The organism is Mesorhizobium sp. P171375, assembly GCF_057786075.1.
Map to the genome: position 1 here is coordinate 4698447 of NZ_JBYNWF010000001.1, position 16392 is coordinate 4714838.

The following is a 16392-nucleotide window of genomic DNA, read 5'->3' on the forward strand; positions in this document are numbered from 1 at the left end:
GCATGAGCGACCGGCTGCGCCTCACCATTCTCGGATGCGGCTCGTCGCCCGGCACGCCGCGCATCACCGGCGACTGGGGCAAGTGCGACCCGGCCAATCCGAAGAACCGGCGCACACGCTCGGCGGCACTGGTCGAGCGAATTGCGGCAAATGGATCCAAAACCACCGTCGTCATCGACACCGGGCCTGATTTCCGTGAGCAGATGCTGATGGCGGCGGTCCGGCGCATCGACGCCGTCGTCTATACGCATCCGCACGCCGACCACATCCACGGCATCGACGATCTGCGCGGCTACGTGCTCGAACAGCGCCATCTGATCGATGTCCACGCTGACCAGCCGACGATGCTTAGGCTACGCGAGGCCTTCAGCTATTGCTTCGAGACGCCGCTGGGCAGTTCCTATCCGCCGATCGTCAGGCCTCACATCATCGATCATGCAAGACCGGTGACGGTCGAAGGCGAGGGCGGTGCCCTCACCCTTGAGCCGCTGCCGCAGATCCATGGCGACATTATTTCGCTCGGCTTTCGCATCGGCAAGCTCGCCTATTGCCCTGATATCAGCGACTTCCCCGACACTACCGCCGAGCGGCTGCGCGGCCTGGAGATGCTGGTCATCGATGCCTTGCAGTACAACACCCATCCCAGCCATTTGTCGCTTGGCCAGGCGCTCGGCTGGATCGAAAAACTGGCGCCGAAACAGGCCGTGCTGACGCATATGCATGTGCCGCTCGACTATGCCACGATGATGGCCGAGACGCCGGACACCGTAGTGCCGGCCTATGATGGCATGGTGATCGAAATTCCTTATGAATCAGCGTGATGCGAATAGCCGTTCATGAGGGCGTTCGGCTCTTTGGTCCGAATATCAGCAGCGTTCCAATCCGCTCATAGCCCATGCGGGGATAAAGCAGCGCTCCGGCATGCGTCGCCAACAGCGTCGAGCACCGCGATCCGCGCGCCCGGTCGTCATGCAGCATTTTTGACATCAGCGCCTGGCCAATGCCCCGGCGCCGGTGCGAGGGCTCGACATACATGGCCGCGCACCAGGTGGCGCCGACGGCGTCTATGCTGCGCACGCGCCCGACGATAGCGTCACCATCGAGCGCCACATATTGGCGGAACGGCGCGCTGTCGCCGAGCAGATCGGCCGCGATCGGCCGCCTGCGCACGATCTTTGCCAGCTGCGCCGCCCGTTCGACTGTCCGCACACGCTCGATCGAGATAGCGGCTGGCGGATCCGGGATCTGACGCAATGGCTGGACGAAGAAACCTTCCGTCCGCAGCAGCCGGTAGCCGAGAGCCTTGTACGCGGTTCGCACCGGCGGATCCGGTTCGTCACTGGCGATCACGACCGAAACAGCAAAGCTTGACCGCGCGTGCTGCCGCACGATCGCATCGGCTTCCTCGGCAGCGACATCATGGACGACCCATTCTTCGCCGCGACAGTCGCGAGGATTCTTGCGCTCGGCATCGCGCATCAGCCACAACGGTCCGACGCGGCTGGCCTCGTACGGAAAGCTGCCGCTTTTGTCGGTGCTGAAGCCATGCACGAACACTTCGATCGCCGCTACGATGTCACGCTTTGCTGTTGTCATCCATGCAGCGTAGCGTTGGCCATCAGCTCAAGGCAACACGGATCGATCGTGCCAAACCTATGAAAAACGGCAGCAATTCCCAGCTGCAGTCTACTGCACTAGTTCCATAATCTATCTTATGCGACTTTTATGGCTAAGCGCAACAGAGCCACAACAGCCGTCAGCCCGGTCTCATTGTAAGCGCGCAGCTCTCGGCGGCGCGCTCGATCCCATTTCAATTCGAGCAATCGAGCCAGAGCGCCGTCCTGCTCTAGTCAAGCACGACGACGGCCTCGACCTCGAACAGCATCGGGTCGATCGCAAGCTTGGGAACAGGAACCAGCGTCTGTGCCGGCAGCGCGTCGCCGAACATCTCCTTGACGTTGCTGGTCAGCACCTCGAGCTTGGACATGTCGTGATCGACAACGAAGACCGTGAGCTTGGCGACCTGATCGGGTTTCGCACCGATACCTTCGAGCGCGGCGCGCAAATTCGCATAGGCCTGCTTCACCTGGACAGCGAAGTCGGGCGACAAGCCTCCCGTGGCGTCCTGGCCGCCCTGCCCGGAAATGTAGGCCATGCGGGCTCCGGGCGGCGTGATCACCGCCGTGCTGTAGCCGTTCGGCGACGGGTCGTAGAGGGTCTGCGGATTGACGATGGTCAGCTTGTTCTCAGTCGCCGTCGTCGCTGCGGGCATGGATATGTTCATGGTGATTAGTCCTCCGATAAGCAGATGCTTGATTGTGCGTGACATTGATTTTCTCTGGCTCCGCGGGCTGCGAGCGATCCTCGCGACCGGCCTGATTGAACTTTAGCCATATCAGTCATACGATGACTCATACGATGTACGAGTCATCGTATGGTACAGTGTACCAGTCAAGTGGGCGGCATCGACATTCCTGACGGTGACTGCCAAATCGAAGTTCGGCGAGCGAGGAAGACAGATGGCAGCCAAACGCAGTGGCGCCCGGAGCAAACGGGCAAGGGAGCCGCTCCAGCCTTCGCAGGAGGCGCCCGGTGAACCGCCTCTCTCACGGGACCGTATTGTCGCGACCGCGGTCGAACTGCTGGACGCCGAAGGGCTCGACGGATTGACGATGCGCCGGCTGGCCGATCGCCTTGGCGCAGGCGCGATGAGCCTGTATTGGCACGTCGACAACAAAGAGGATGTCCTGGATCTGGCCCTCGACGCGGTGCTCGACTATCGCGGGCCGCCGCAGTCGGGCGAGCCTCAAGACTGGCGCGCGGAAGTCGTTCATATGCTTCAGGACTGGCGTGCCAGCATGCTCCTCCATCCCTGGTCGACATCGCTGTTGCCGCGCCGGGCGCTCGGCCAAAACATCCTCGGTCGCCTGGAACTCATGAGCAAGACCTTGTCCAGGGCCGGCGTAGCAGACACGGACCTGAACGCAGCGATATGGTCGCTCTGGAACTATGTGATGGGCGCCACCATCACCCGGGCAAGCTTCGATGTCTCTGACGAAGACAGGGCCGCCGCGCAGCAGCGCCTTGAGCATCTTAGCATGCCCTACCCGACCATCGGGCGCTCCCGCCTGCTGTTGGACGATGATTGGGACGGCACCTTCCGCAAAGGCCTCGGCTTCCTGCTCGACGGGCTCTCTCCGAAATAATCGGTCATCGCGAAGTTGGCGATTTCATCCCGAAAAACTCGCTAGAGCCCCGCTGAAGGCGGCTACAATTGCGACACCATGGAAGACGCCAAGGGCCAGCCACCTGAAGCGCTCGCCCCGAGCAACAAATGCCCCATAAGCAGGAAGCTGCAGCGCAGCCAATCCGATGGAAAGGCCGGTGATGGTTGTGTCGGTCAATAGCGTTGCCAGCATGGGAATCGGATAGAGAAGTCGCGCCAGCACATAGTCTCCATGCCCTGAGCCGGCTGAATAGAGTGCCAGGAAGAAGGCGAAGGGCGTGATGCCGAGGCCGACAAGAAACCCTGCCCGCGAGGAGAATTTCGGCAGCATTGTTCCTCCAGAAGGCAATGCAAGAGCCAAATGTGCACTGGCTAACTCATGTCCGCAATGGGCCGCCCTTCGCACCGAGGAAAGCGCGTAGATCAGTACGGCGTGACGGCCTCCGGCTCTCCGTTACCCGACAGGATCTGCAGCGTCCCGCGCACGGCGTTGCGGAACGCGTCGTCGAAGCTGACGCCGCGCACCTGCCAGCGGTATTCCTTGCCCTTGGAGGCAAGCCGCCAGTCGCCGACCCAACCCAGCGCTTCCGGGCGCCACGCCAAGGTGCCGGAAAGCAGAACATCGCCGCCCAAGGTCTCGGCTATATCGGCAAGCACGACGTCCTGCGGTTTGGGTAGCTCCAGCGGCAACCCGGCTCGCTGCGCGGCGGCCACCAGCGCGCCGCGCATATCCTGTGCAAGCTCGCCGCCACCGTCGCGCAGCAGCGTGAAGCCGTCGCCTTTCATCGGCTTTATATCGAACAGTGCGACGATTGCTGGCCGCGGCAGCGGCCACGGTTTGCGCCCGAGTGACGCCAGCAAGGCATCGATCTTGTCCGGAGCGAAGTCGGCGGTAATGTATTGCGGCCGGTCGTGCGTGCCCTGCTCGTCATGTGGGGGCCGATTGTTGAGCAGGTCGCGATAGCCGATTTCAGTGGCGTAGTCGGCTGCATGCCGGCTCATCTCCGCAACGCGCGGATCGCCGATCAGCCGCGGGTCGCCCGAAACCTTGACCAGCACTTCTTCAAGGCACGGCGCCAGGCCCCAGGCCCGGTTTTCCTCGCCGGTGCCGTTGGTCACCGATTGCGCGCGATAGAGGCTGGCCCGATCGATATCGGCGGCTGCGACCGGAAAGGCAATCAGCGTAGCCAGCACAGCTGCCACAACTCTGAATTTCAAGCATCCAGGCATCAGCCGCTCCTCCCGAACGCTCCAGAATATCCGTGGATACATATTCCGGATCATTTCAAGGAAATTCAAGCACCTGAAGGCGCAGCGTCAGTTCAGGTGGATGTCAGCTTTATCTGATAGCTCAGCACACGCTTCTCTCCGGGCGCGATCAGCATCACGCCCGGCTTGTCCGCGAACTCACCATCGAAATCGACGGGGCTCGCCAAGCCATGCCACGGTTCGATGCACAAGAAAGGCGCGCCGCCCGGCTTCGACCAGATGCCCAACTCCGTGAAGCCCTGCCACGACACCTCGATCGCCGGACCGCGCGCCGCGGCATAGCGCACGCTGCTGCTGGCCGGCCGGTCGAGGATGACGGCGTCTGCGTCGAACAGCCCTTCGGAGAGCGCCAGCGTTTTGCCTTCGATGGGCGTGGGTTGCGGTGCCGCCAGCACCAGGCCGTCCTTCAACCGGCGGATCGGCGCCGGCTCGTCGGCGGAAAAGGTCAGGCGGTAATCGGTCTTCGCGAGGCCCTGTTGCAGTGGCCAGTTGAAGGCAGGATGCGCCCCGACCGAGGCCGGAAGCGTCTCGTCGCCGGTGTTGGTGATGTCGAAGGAAATATCGAGCTGCTGGAGTTGCAGCGTGTAGGTGACCGCCAGGCGAAACGCGAAGGGATAGCGCGCGCGGGTGTCGGCATCGTCGGTCAGCACCAGCGTGCAAGATCGGGCGGTCGTCTCAGCCCACGCAAACAGCTTGTCGCGCGCGAATCCGTGCTGGGTCAGCGGATAGACCTGGCTGCGATGGCGCAACTGGTCGCCCTTCAACCGGCCGACGATCGGAAACAGCACCGGCGAATGCCGCCGCCATTCCGGCCCGGCCTGCCACAAAAACTCCAGGCCTTCAGCGTTGCGCAAGGAAACCAGTTCGGCCCCCTGCCCTACAATGGTCGCCGAAATGCCGTCGCCGTGAAGCGTCACTTGTTCCATGCGTCCTCGCGGAGAGCTGCGTGCGAGCGGCAGGTTAGCAAAAGCCCGCGTGGACTCAAGGCGGCAAGACACCGCTCACAGAGCCGCGAGAAAATGACCCCATGGCAAAAACAAGAGTGGCCGGAGGTTTCCCCGGCCACTGCGAGATCGAATTTGTTGCCTGCTACGGTTCGACTATTCGCGTTCGCCGGTGAAATTCAGCAACAGCTGGAAGATGTTGACGAAGTTCAGGTAGAGCGACAGCGCGCCAAAGACGGCGAGCTTCTGCTGCGATTCCGCGTCGAAATTCTCGGCATACTGTTCCTTGATCGTCTGCGTGTCCCAGGCGGTCAGGCCGACGAACACGGCGATGCCGATCACCGAGATGGCGAACTGCAGCGCGGTCGAGCCGAGGAAGATGTTGACGACGCTGGCGATCACCACGCCGATCAGGCCCATGATCAGGAACGACGAGAACTGGGTCAGGTCGCGCTTGGTCGTGTAGCCGTAAAGGCTGGTGGCGCCGAACATGGTGGCGGTGATGAAGAAGGTGCGCGCGATGCTGGTGCCGGTGAAGACCAGGAACACCGAAGCCAGCGACAGGCCCATCACCGCGCAGAAGGCCCAGAACATCGCCTGGGCGCTCGCCGCCGACATCGTCTGCATCTTGAACGAGAACAACAGCACGAAGCCAAGCGGCGCCAGCATCACCACCCATTTCAGCGGGCTGGAAAAGATCGGCACGTAGAGGGCCGGCGTCGAGGCGACTAGGTAGGCGATGACGCCGGTGACGACGAGGCCGATCCCCATATAGTTGTAGACGCGCAGCATGTGGCTGCGCAGGCCCTCGTCATAGACGGCGCCGGCACGGGCGCCAGCGCCCATGCGGTATCCAAGATCGGGGGTGTTCATGCGGTTCTCCTTGTGTGAGCGGTAATCAGTAAAGCGTTTTGGCGAGCGTCTCGGCGGCACGGTCGAGATCGTGGACATCGCTGCGCGCAACGACCGCGTAGGCGACCTCGCCGATCTGGAAATATGCCGAGGAAATATCGCCCGAGGGTGCTATTGCCGGCTTGACCACGTCGAACGTTCCCGGCCGGATCGCAAACAGCGAGACCAGCCCCATATCCTTCGTCTCCAGCGCCACCTCGACGCTCGGCCCGAAGCGCGACGGGTAAATCTGCACGTCGCGGACCTTCCAGTCCTTGGGCAGCGACGGCATGACGATGGCGGTCGCAGCGCGAATTTCATCGGCATTGTAGTTCGGCGCCTCGATCTGCGAGGGCATGGCCTCGCGCATGAGCGTCGTCCTGTGCGCCCGGATCGCTTCTTCGACATAGGCGGGCGGCGTCGGTGAGGCCACGACCTTGGTCACCAGCAATGGTCCAAAGAGGCCGTTCGCCAGCCAGCCGGCGCCGACAAAGACGGCGACAGCGGCCGCCCGCTGCAGCATGGCGAAGACGCGGCGACTGGCCAGCCCCCTGCCCAGCCGACGCGCGACTTCAGTCGTCGCCGGCCGCGCCATCCCTGTGGAAGCGGCCAGCGCGAGGCGCAACTCGTCGCGCGTCCTCAAATCGGACATCACCCGCGCCGCTGCCTCCGGACGAGCCGACAGAAACGCTTCGACCTCGATGCGGCGCGCGACATCCAGCTGGTCGTCGACATAGGCGTCGAGGTCGGTATCGGTCACCGGGTCCCGCAACAGTTCGGTCATGACGGGTCTCCCACGATCCTCAGATGGTTCTTGGCTGGCGAAGGGAGAGCGCTCTCCATCGAGCGCAGCGCCCCGCGCGCCCTGCCGATGCGCGACATCAGCGTGCCCAGCGGCACCCCGCTGGCGTCGGCAGCCTCCTGGTAGGAAAGGCCCTCGATGGCGACCAGATGCAGTGCCGAACGCTGCTCTTCCGGCAGGCTGAAAAAGGCCTCGCGCACCTGCGCCAGGCGCACGGAATGTTCCTGCGGCGCCGGCGTGCTGGCATCGGTGAGATAGCCGGCTTGCTCGACGCGCGCCGCTTCCGAACGGCGCGAGCGCATTTTGTCGATGAAGGCATTGTGGACGATCGACAGCAGCCATGCCCGCAGATTGCCGCCGGAACGGAACGTGCCGCGCCGCTCATAGGCGCGCACCAGCGCGTCATGCACCAGGTCCTCGGCGTCACTGCTGTCGCGCGTCAGCGAACGTGCATAGCGCCGCAGCGAACCCAGCTGTGCGACAATATCGAAGCGTGGCATCGACCGGTTCATGCACTGTTTACGGAACATGTGGGGATCTTAATCCCTCGCCCTCCAAATCTTTTTACGTCGTGGCTGTACGCCATGGCAGCTGACTCACATGAAAGCGCTGGCGAAGCCCGCCCGATTTGCGTATCACTCCGCCGCCACCGGAAACGCTCTCAATGTTCGAAACACTGCAGCCTGCTCCCGCCGACAAGATCATCGCCCTGATCGGCCTCTACCGCGCTGATCCGCGCCCCGGCAAGATCGACCTCGGCGTCGGCGTCTACAAGGACCGCGACGGCAAGACGCCGGTCATGCGCGCTTTGCGCGAAGCCGAGAAGCGGCTGTTGCAGGGCCAGGACACCAAGACCTATCTCGGTCTTCCCGGCGACACCGGCTTCAACACGGCGATGGTCAAGTTGGCCTTCGGCCCCGCAGCCGACATGACGCGCATTCGCGCGGCGCAGGCGCCGGGCGGCTCCGGCGCGCTACGGCTGGTGGCCGAGCTTTTGAAGCGGACCCGCTCCGACGCAACCGTCTGGCTGTCGGATCCGACCTGGCCAAACCATCCGCCGGTGATGCGCGGCGCCGGCCTCAAGGTGCGCGACTATCCCTATTTCGATGCGGCTTCCGGCGCGGTGCGTTTCGACGACATGCTGGCGGCGCTGGGTACAGCCGAGACCGGAGACATCGTGCTGCTGCACGGCTGCTGTCACAACCCGACCGGCGCCAATCTCGACGCCGCGCAATGGGCCAAGGTCACCGACCTTGTCGTCGAGCGCGGGCTGTTGCCCTTTGTCGACATTGCCTATCAGGGCTTTGGCGAGGGCCTCGATGCCGATGCCGCCGGTCTGCGCCTGCTGGCCTCGAAGGTGCCGGAAATGGTCGTTGCCTCGAGCTGCTCGAAGAACTTTGCCGTCTACCGTGACCGCGTCGGCGCGGCGATGATCCTGGCCAGGAACAGTGCCGAGGCCGATGTGGCGATGAGCCAGATGCTGGCGGCGGCGCGCGCCATGTATTCGATGCCGCCGGACCATGGCGCGGCGGCCGTGCGCATGGTTCTGGAAGACGATGGCATTCGCGCCGATTGGGAGGCGGAGCTCGAGGAAATGCGGCTGCGCATGCTGAGACTGCGCGTCCAGTTCGCCGACGCATTGCGCCGGCAATCCAATTCCGACCGCTTCGATTTCATCGCCAGCCATCGCGGCATGTTTTCAAGGCTTGGCCTCACCGAGGCGCAGGTCGAACGGCTGCGGGCCGAGTACGGCGTCTACATGGTCGGCGACAGCCGCATCAACGTCGCCGGCCTGCCCGAGGACGGTATGGACGATCTCGCCAAGGCGGTTGTCTCGGTGCTCGACTGATACGGCTCGGCTGTGGACAAGGCTAGGCTACCGGCTGACAGCGTTGGCCGAGCGACGGGGAGCGGGATAGCATTCGCCGCATGACGCCATCCAAAGACATTTCCCGGCTGATCGAGATCATGGCCGCGCTGCGAGCGCCGAAGACCGGCTGTCCCTGGGACATCGAGCAGGATTTCTCGACCATCGCGCCCTATACGATCGAGGAGGCCTACGAGGTCGCCGACGCCATTGCGCGCGGCGACCTCGACGATCTGCGCGATGAACTCGGCGATCTCCTGCTGCAGGTGGTCTACCACGCGCAGATGGCGCAGGAGACGGGCGACTTCGCCTTCGGCGACGTGGTTGAGGCCATCACCACCAAGATGATCCGCCGCCATCCGCACGTCTTCGGCGACGAAGAGGCGCGCAGCGCCGGCATGGCCAAGGGCATGTGGGAAAAGATCAAGGCTAAGGAGAAGGCTGAAAAGCGAAGCGCCCGGCTCGCCCGCGGCCTTGACCCGGAAGACAATGGCAAGGGGTTTCTGGACAGCGTGCCGGTCGCCCTGCCCGCCCTAACCCGGGCCCTGAAACTGCAGGAGAAGGCAGCCCGGGTCGGCTTCGACTGGAGCGAGGCGGCCCCGATCCTCGACAAGATCGAGGAAGAGATCGGCGAGTTGCGCGAGGCGCTGGCCAAGGGCGAAACGGCCGAGATCAAGGATGAATTCGGCGACATGCTGTTTGCCGTCGTCAATCTGGGCCGTCACCTCAAGCTAGATTCCGAAGCCGCACTCAGTGGCACCAATGAAAAATTCCGCTCGCGCTTCCACTATGTCGAGCGCGCGATCGATGCGTCGGGAAGCACGTTGGATAAAGCCACTCTGGACGAAATGGAAGCGCTCTGGCAGCAGGCCAAGGGCAAGACGTAAGCAGGCTTACGCTCCGTTTTTGCGGTGCAATCGGCTTTCGATCTCTTGCCGGGCTGTGTGCGTGGCCTTGAGCGCGATGGTCGCGCTGCCATCCTCATTGTCGATGCGCGAAACGATGTCGCCATTGCGGTAGAGCCAGTCGACGAGGCCGAACTGCGCCGGCTCGATCGTCACCGTCAGCGCTTCCAGCTCGCCCGACATCCTGGTCTCGATCAGTGCCTTCAGCGCATCGATGCCCTCACCGGTGATGGCCGAGATGGCGATCGGCGGCGCCTTGTTGGCATCAGTGCCATCGGCAAGCAGGCGCTCCCGGTTGCCGTCGTCGAGCAGGTCGACCTTGTTCCACACCTCGACGACGCGCTTGGTATCGCCGGCGTCGACGCCGAGATCGGCCAGGATGCGTTCGACGTCCTCGGCCTGCGCGGCGGTGTCCGGATCGGAGATATCGCGCAGATGGATGACCAGGTCAGCCTCGACTACCTCTTCCAACGTGGCGCGGAAGGCGGCGACCAGATGCGTCGGCAGGTCGGAAATGAAGCCGACCGTGTCCGACAGGATGATCGGCGTGCCGTGCGGCAGCCGCACGCGGCGCAGCGTCGGGTCGAGCGTGGCAAACAGCATGTCTTCGGCCAGAACGTCCGCTCCGGTCAGCCGGTTGAACAGCGTCGACTTGCCGGCATTGGTGTAGCCGACGATCGCCACAACCGGGAACAGCACCTTCTTGCGCTTGGCGCGGTGCAGGTCGCGGGTGCGGCGCACCGTTTCCAGCTCATGCTTGAGCTTGATGATCTTTTCCTGCAACTGCCGCCGGTCCGACTCGATCTGGGTTTCGCCGGGGCCGCCGAGGAAGCCGGCGCCGCCGCGCTGGCGTTCAAGGTGGGTCCAGCTCCGCACCAGGCGGCCCTTCTGGTAGTTGAGATGGGCAAGCTCGACCTGCAGCGTGCCTTCCTTGGTCCGCGCGCGTTCGCCAAAAATCTCTAGGATCAACCCGGTGCGGTCCAGCACCTTGGCGTTGAATTCCTTCTCGAGATTGCGCTGCTGCACAGGCGTCAGCGGATGGTCGACGATGACCACCTCCGCGTGACCCTCTTTGACGATCTCGGCGAACTCCGCGACCTTGCCGCTGCCGAGCAAGGTTGCCGGGCGTGGATCGTTGACGGTCACCACCGCCGTGTGGATCAGATCAAGGTTGATGGCGCGGGCAAGGCCGACAGCTTCGTCATGGCGGGCGTCCGCCGAACGCGTCAGCCGCGGACGGTTTGTTTCGTCATCGCTGCGCTGGTGCCGGGTAAGCACCGGCACAATGACAACCGCCCGGGTCGGACCATTGGCTTCCGTCCCGGGGTGATGCGCTGGTTTCCCGCGGACGCTGCGGTCCGCGTCTTTCTCACGTGCCAATCAGGCGCCCTGGCTTTCCTCGCCATCGAACATCTGAACCGGCTGGCTCGGCATGATCGTGGAAATGGCATGCTTGTAGACGAGCTGGGAGTGGCCGTCGCGGCGCAGCAGAACACAGAAATTGTCGAAGGAAGTGACCACGCCGGTCAGCTTGACGCCGTTGATGAGAAAGATGGTGAGTGGATTTTTGCTCTTGCGAACAGAATTCAGGAACAGGTCCTGAAGGTTTTGCGATCGTTCCGCCATTGTTCTTGTCTTTCGCCGATCCCCTTCGGTTTGCAGGCCAATGCGCCAAATTAACGGGCACATGTCAAGCTTGCAAACACCCCCTTGCCGTCAGTAACGACAACCAGAACGAGATATATTGATGTGCAGTCCGTCTGTGCGGTTATCAGGCTGGACTTTTTTCCGCAACGTCAAAAAAGGCTTGCCGCAATGAAAGTGTTATTGAGCCGGGATGGCCATTGGCGACCGCGGCGCCGTCGATTGCCACCACCGGCATGGCGATTGTCGTTGCCGAACTGATGAAAGCTTCGCGCGCCGCCTTGGCCTCAGCGACCGAAAACCCGCGCTCCTCGATCTTCAAACCAAGCTTGGCCGCCACCTCGAACATGGTGGTGCGGGTGATGCCGCGCAGGATGCCGTGCTCGGCCGGCCGGGTCACCAAAACGCCGTCCCGGGTCACGATCCAGGCATTCGACGAGCCGCCTTCCTTGACCTTGCCTTCTGTATCGACGAACCAGGCTTCCTGCGCGCCGGCCTCCTTGGCCTTCTGCTTGGCCAGCACATTGGGCAGCAGGCCCGTGCTCTTGATATCGACCCGGTCCCAGCGGTTTTCCGGCACAGTGATGACCTTGATGCCGGTCTCGGCCCGCTTTGCGGCCGCCGCCGGGTCGGCCTTTCTGGCCGTAATGACCAGCGACGACAGTGTATCGGCCGGGAAAACGAAGTCGCGGCTGGCGACGCCGCGCGTCACCTGGACATAGACCAGGCCGTTGACGACCTGATTGCGCCGCACGACTTCGCGCAGCAGAAGCGGCAGCACGCCCTTGGTAACCGGCCAGTCGATCGACAGTTCGCTGAGCGAGCGGTTCAGCCGTGCAAGATGGCGCGGCATGTCGACGATAAAGCCTTGAGCCACCTCGCAGACCTCGTAGACGCCGTCGGCGAATTGGTAGCCGCGATCCTCGATATGCACGGCAGCGTCGGCATGGGCGACATAGCGCCCGTTCACATAGGCAATGCGCGGCATTCAGTGATCCCTCAGAAAAGTCCCGGTATTTTTAGGCGATTCCGCCGCTGCCGTAACCGGCAATTGCATAGGCCACGGCGTGCTGGCCCAACAACAAATGGAGATCAGACCCCCAGCGACTTCAGCTTGCGGTGCAGCGCGGAGCGCTCCATGCCGATGAATTCCGCCGTCTTCGAGATGTTGCCGCCGAACCGGTTGATCTGGGCGATCAGATAGTCCTTCTCGAACTGTTCGCGGGCTTCGCGCAGCGGCAGCGCCATGATGTGCTGGTCGGACTGGTTCGGCGTACGCGGCATGACATCGCCGATCTCGGATGGCAGAAGGTCGGCGGTGATCGGTGAATCGACATCGTCGCCGCGCGCCAGGATCATCAGCCGTTCGACATTGTTGCGCAGCTGGCGGACATTGCCCGGCCAGTTGTGCGCCTGCAGCACGGCAAGCGCGTCGTCGCCGATTCGGCGCGGCTTGATGCCGGCCTGACGCGCAATCTGCTTCATGAAATTGTCGACCAGATAGGGAATGTCCTCACGCCGCTCGGCGAGGCCTGGCACCATGACCGGAACCACCGCCAGACGGTGATAGAGATCCTCGCGAAAACGACCGTCGGCGATCATCGCTTCCAGGTTCTGCGAGGTCGAGGAAATGATGCGCACATCGACCTTGACCCGCTTGGTGCCGCCGACCCGCTCGAACTGCTGCTCGACCAGCACGCGCAGGATCTTGTTTTGCGTCTCGCGCGGCATGTCGGCGACTTCATCGATGTAGAGAATGCCGCGGTGGGCCTCCTCCAGCGCGCCGACCTTGCGCTCGGTGCCGTTGGATTCGGTGCCGAACAGCTCGATCTCCATGCGTTCGGGCGTGATGTTGGCCGCACTCAGTGTCACGAACGGCGCGCCTTTGCGCGCCGACAGCGTGTGGATGGCGCGCGCGGCGAGCTCCTTGCCCGAACCGGACGGACCGATGATCATGACGCGGCTGTTGGTCGGCGCGACGCGCTCGATGGTCTGGCGCAACTGGCTCATCGCCGACGACATGCCGATTAGGTCGAAGGTTTCGCCGCTGCGCTGCTTGAGTTCTGAGACCTCGCGCCGCAATTTCGAGGTTTCCAGCGCGCGCTCGGCAATCAGGATCAGCCGGTCGGCCTTGAACGGCTTCTCGATGAAATCATAGGCGCCGCGGCGGATGGCCGACACTGCCGTCTCGATATTGCCGTGGCCGGAGATCATCACCACCGGCAGGCTCGGATGCATCGTCTTGATCTCGTCGAGCAGCGCCAGCCCGTCCAGGCGCGAGCCCTGCAGCCAGATGTCGAGGAAAATCAGCCGCGGCGCCCGGTCGGCTATTGCCGCCAGCGCACTGTCGGCATCGAATGCCGTGCGGGTTTCATGCCCCTCGTCGCTCAGTATGCCCGCGACGAGTTCACGGATGTCTTCCTCGTCATCGACGATGAGAATATCAGACGCCATTACCGACCTTTTCAGTTTCTCTTTCGAGTTCAGTTTCGCCTTGACCGCGTGGCGGCGCGGTTGCGGCAGCGGGTGGCAGGATGATCGAGATCATCGCGCCGCGTCCATCGTGGAAGTCCGCAGGCGCATCGTGCAGTTCGAGCCGCCCGCCATGGTCCTCCACGATCTTCTTGACGATGGCGAGGCCGAGCCCGGTGCCCTTCTCGCGCGTCGTCATATAGGGCTCGAGCAGCCTTTGGCGATTCTCGCGCGGCAGGCCTTTGCCATTATCGATGACGTCGATTCTGATCGCGCCATTCTGCCGGGCAGCTTGAATCCGGATTATGCCGTGCGAACCGTCCTTTTGTTCCAGTCCGTCAATCGCTTCGGCGGCGTTCTTGATGACGTTGCCGAAAGCTTGCGCCATCAGCCGGCTGTCGAAAGTGCCCTTCAACGGCTCGTTGCCGAAGACGCGTTCGAAAGCGATGTCCGCACGGCTGACCTCGACCAGGAACGACGCCTCGCGCAATGATTCGCGCAGATCGATGGCCTTCATCTCGGGCTTCGGCATGCGGGCGAAAGCGGAGAATTCGTCGACCATGCGGCCGATGTCCTCGACCTGGCGGATGATGGTGTCGGTGCACTGATCGAAAATCTCGCGGTCCTCGGTGATGACCTTGCCGAAACGGCGTTTGATGCGCTCGGCCGAGAGCTGGATTGGCGTCAGCGGGTTCTTGATTTCATGCGCAATGCGCCGTGCCACGTCCGCCCAGGCCGAGGAGCGCTGCGCCTGGACCAGATCGGTGATGTCGTCGACCGTCACCACGTAGGATTTCTCCTCCGAGCCGTTGTCGCCGGCCTCGATGGTGATCTGCACGTTGAAGGTCCGCTCGGCGCCGGCGCGATAGAAGGTGACCTGCTCGCGATAGACCGGCTTGCCGGATTTGCGGCCGATCTCGAAGACGCGGCCGACATGCGGCAGCACGGCCGACAGGTTCTGCCCGAGCGCTGCCGTCGCCGATATGGCCAACATCGTTTCGGCCGACTTGTTGACGATGGTGACGATGCCATAGGGATCGACGCCGATGACGCCGGCGGTGACGCCGGCCAGCACCGCTTCCGAAAAACGCCGCCGCTCGTCGATCAAATCCTTGGCCGACAGAATTTCGTTGCGCTGCGATTTCAGCTCCAGCAGCATCTTGTTGAACGTATCGCCAAGCGAGGCGACATCACCGTCGGAAGGCCGCACTTGCACGGCGACGTCGAGATTGCCGGTGGCAACCTCGTCGGCCGCGCCGATGAGCTGGCGGATGGGCCGCACCAGGCGGTCAGCCACCGCAATGCCGGTCCAGATGGCCGACAGGATGATGATCAGCGTCAGCGATAGATAGGGCAGCGCGAACGCCACCTGCGAGGTCCGCCTGTTCGCTTCCAGGCCACGATATTCCGCGGTGTTGGACTGCACGATCTGCCGCGCCTTGATCACCTCGGGATCGACGAGGCGAATGGTGTAGAGGTAGAGGCCTTCGATCTCGCGCAATTTGACGATCGCGCCCATAATGTTGCGCGTCTTCGGCTCGATCAGCACCGGTTTGCCGTCGGCCGCACTCGCCACGGCCCCTTCCGGCGGCTCCGGCATGGCGAAATTGGTGTCGGTCTTGGCGCTCATGACGAAGGAGCCATCCGGCTTGATCAGCGCCGCGTGCGCCAGGGTCCTGCCCACGGCTTCCTTGTTCATCAGGTCGAGAAAGCCGGTTCGATCGAGGCCGTAAAGCGTGCGTGACGCGTCGAGATCGTAGGCCATCGACAGCGTCGTGCCCTGAAGATTGCGAGCATTTTCCTGGACATAGGCATCGGCGATCGACAGCGACGAGTTGACGATCGTCTTGGTGCGGATCTCGAACCAGCGGTCGAGGCCTATATCGAGCGTGATCGAGGCAATGATGGCCACCATGATGGCGGGGATGGCGGCGACCAGCGCAAACATCGCCACGATGCGCACATGCAGCCGCGATGCCGCCTTGCCGTGCCGGCGCGCCATGACGATGCGATGCACCTCGCGGCCGACCAGGGCGATCAGCGCCAGCACGAACACGGCGTTGACCGCAATCAGCGTCAGCGTCGTGTTTGCGTCCGGCGTGATCGGCGTCGCGCCGACGAGGATCGCAAATGAGATTGCCGCCGTAACCAGCGCACCGGCGATTGCGACAACGCCGGGCAGCGCAAGCAACCGGCGTCCATCCCTTCCGCCGGGTCTGCTGAAAAGCGGTTCGTTTGATGTAAGAGCCTGCGAAGCCATGTCGCCGTCTAAGAGCCAGTGATTGCGTCGGATGTATGCAACGCATTGTGGCGATTATGCAACAAGTGTGGCCGCGAGGGAAACTTTCGGCCGCCGATCCCCTGAAAAGGGG

17 protein-coding genes are annotated in these 16392 nt (G+C 63.2%); 4 read left to right on the plus strand and 13 right to left on the minus strand.

Annotated features, from left to right (window positions below; genetic code table 11):
- The first annotated feature begins 2 nt into the window (after nucleotides 1-2).
- A complete protein-coding gene (locus ACYHH6_RS22770) occupies nucleotides 3-821 on the plus strand; it encodes an MBL fold metallo-hydrolase (protein WP_352586045.1) in 819 nt (272 codons plus the stop codon).
- A 13-nt stretch (nucleotides 822-834) separates the two neighbouring features.
- On the opposite strand, the gene ACYHH6_RS22775 is transcribed toward ACYHH6_RS22770, so the two are convergent.
- Together ACYHH6_RS22775 and ACYHH6_RS22780 are read right to left on the minus strand one after the other, a co-directional pair.
- The gene (locus ACYHH6_RS22775) at nucleotides 835-1596 is read right to left on the minus strand and encodes a GNAT family N-acetyltransferase (protein WP_352586044.1); all 762 of its coding nucleotides are present in this window, start codon (nucleotides 1594-1596) and stop codon (nucleotides 835-837) included.
- Between the two features lie 250 nt (nucleotides 1597-1846).
- A complete protein-coding gene (locus ACYHH6_RS22780) occupies nucleotides 1847-2329 on the minus strand; it encodes a RidA family protein (protein ID WP_352586043.1) in 483 nt (160 codons plus the stop codon).
- Nucleotides 2330-2519: 190 nt separating this feature from the next.
- Here ACYHH6_RS22780 and ACYHH6_RS22785 point away from each other — a divergent pair, with 190 nt between their 5' ends.
- On the plus strand, nucleotides 2520-3206 hold the full coding sequence (locus tag ACYHH6_RS22785; protein WP_352586042.1) for a TetR/AcrR family transcriptional regulator: 687 nt from the start codon (nucleotides 2520-2522) through the stop codon (nucleotides 3204-3206).
- Between the two features lie 24 nt (nucleotides 3207-3230).
- Here ACYHH6_RS22785 and ACYHH6_RS22790 read toward each other — a convergent pair whose 3' ends face one another.
- The 6 genes from ACYHH6_RS22790 to ACYHH6_RS22815 form a co-directional block, all read right to left on the minus strand.
- Nucleotides 3231-3557, minus strand: a complete 327-nt coding sequence (locus ACYHH6_RS22790) for a hypothetical protein (protein WP_352586041.1) — start codon at nucleotides 3555-3557, stop codon at nucleotides 3231-3233.
- A gap of 92 nt (nucleotides 3558-3649) precedes the next feature.
- Nucleotides 3650-4456 (minus strand): DUF2066 domain-containing protein, encoded by an 807-nt coding sequence (locus ACYHH6_RS22795; RefSeq protein WP_352586040.1) that lies wholly within the window; start codon nucleotides 4454-4456, stop codon nucleotides 3650-3652.
- A gap of 92 nt (nucleotides 4457-4548) precedes the next feature.
- Nucleotides 4549-5421: an aldose 1-epimerase family protein gene (locus ACYHH6_RS22800; RefSeq protein WP_352586039.1), complete on the minus strand. Its 873-nt coding sequence runs from the start codon at nucleotides 5419-5421 to the stop codon at nucleotides 4549-4551.
- A gap of 174 nt (nucleotides 5422-5595) precedes the next feature.
- Nucleotides 5596-6312 carry a Bax inhibitor-1/YccA family protein gene (locus tag ACYHH6_RS22805; protein WP_352586038.1) on the minus strand — a complete coding sequence of 239 codons (717 nt, stop codon included), beginning with the start codon at nucleotides 6310-6312 and terminating at the stop codon, nucleotides 5596-5598.
- Between the two features lie 25 nt (nucleotides 6313-6337).
- Nucleotides 6338-7114: an anti-sigma factor family protein gene (locus tag ACYHH6_RS22810; RefSeq protein ID WP_352586037.1), complete on the minus strand. Its 777-nt coding sequence runs from the start codon at nucleotides 7112-7114 to the stop codon at nucleotides 6338-6340.
- On the minus strand, nucleotides 7111-7644 hold the full coding sequence (locus ACYHH6_RS22815) for a sigma-70 family RNA polymerase sigma factor (protein ID WP_435053302.1): 534 nt from the start codon (nucleotides 7642-7644) through the stop codon (nucleotides 7111-7113). Before ACYHH6_RS22815 ends, ACYHH6_RS22810 begins: the two co-directional genes overlap by 4 nt.
- A gap of 152 nt (nucleotides 7645-7796) precedes the next feature.
- Between ACYHH6_RS22815 and ACYHH6_RS22820 the strand changes: the two genes are divergently transcribed.
- Nucleotides 7797-8981, plus strand: a complete 1185-nt coding sequence (locus ACYHH6_RS22820; protein WP_352586035.1) for an amino acid aminotransferase — start codon at nucleotides 7797-7799, stop codon at nucleotides 8979-8981.
- An 80-nt stretch (nucleotides 8982-9061) separates the two neighbouring features.
- A complete protein-coding gene (gene mazG, locus ACYHH6_RS22825; protein ID WP_352586034.1) occupies nucleotides 9062-9886 on the plus strand; it encodes a nucleoside triphosphate pyrophosphohydrolase in 825 nt (274 codons plus the stop codon).
- A 6-nt stretch (nucleotides 9887-9892) separates the two neighbouring features.
- On the opposite strand, the gene hflX is transcribed toward mazG, so the two are convergent.
- The 5 genes from hflX to ACYHH6_RS22850 form a co-directional block, all read right to left on the minus strand.
- Nucleotides 9893-11284 (minus strand): GTPase HflX, encoded by a 1392-nt coding sequence (gene hflX / locus ACYHH6_RS22830; protein WP_352586033.1) that lies wholly within the window; start codon nucleotides 11282-11284, stop codon nucleotides 9893-9895.
- Nucleotides 11285-11530: an RNA chaperone Hfq gene (gene hfq / locus ACYHH6_RS22835; protein WP_006202172.1), complete on the minus strand. Its 246-nt coding sequence runs from the start codon at nucleotides 11528-11530 to the stop codon at nucleotides 11285-11287.
- Nucleotides 11531-11675: 145 nt separating this feature from the next.
- The gene (locus ACYHH6_RS22840; protein ID WP_352586032.1) at nucleotides 11676-12536 is read right to left on the minus strand and encodes a D-amino-acid transaminase; all 861 of its coding nucleotides are present in this window, start codon (nucleotides 12534-12536) and stop codon (nucleotides 11676-11678) included.
- A 104-nt stretch (nucleotides 12537-12640) separates the two neighbouring features.
- Nucleotides 12641-14002, minus strand: coding sequence for a nitrogen assimilation response regulator NtrX (ntrX, locus tag ACYHH6_RS22845; protein ID WP_352586031.1), 1362 nt, complete (start codon nucleotides 14000-14002; stop codon nucleotides 12641-12643).
- Entirely contained in the window at nucleotides 13992-16280 is a 2289-nt protein-coding gene (locus ACYHH6_RS22850) for a sensor histidine kinase NtrY-like (protein ID WP_352586030.1), read from the minus strand. Before ACYHH6_RS22850 ends, ntrX begins: the two co-directional genes overlap by 11 nt.
- Nucleotides 16281-16392 lie beyond the last annotated feature (112 nt).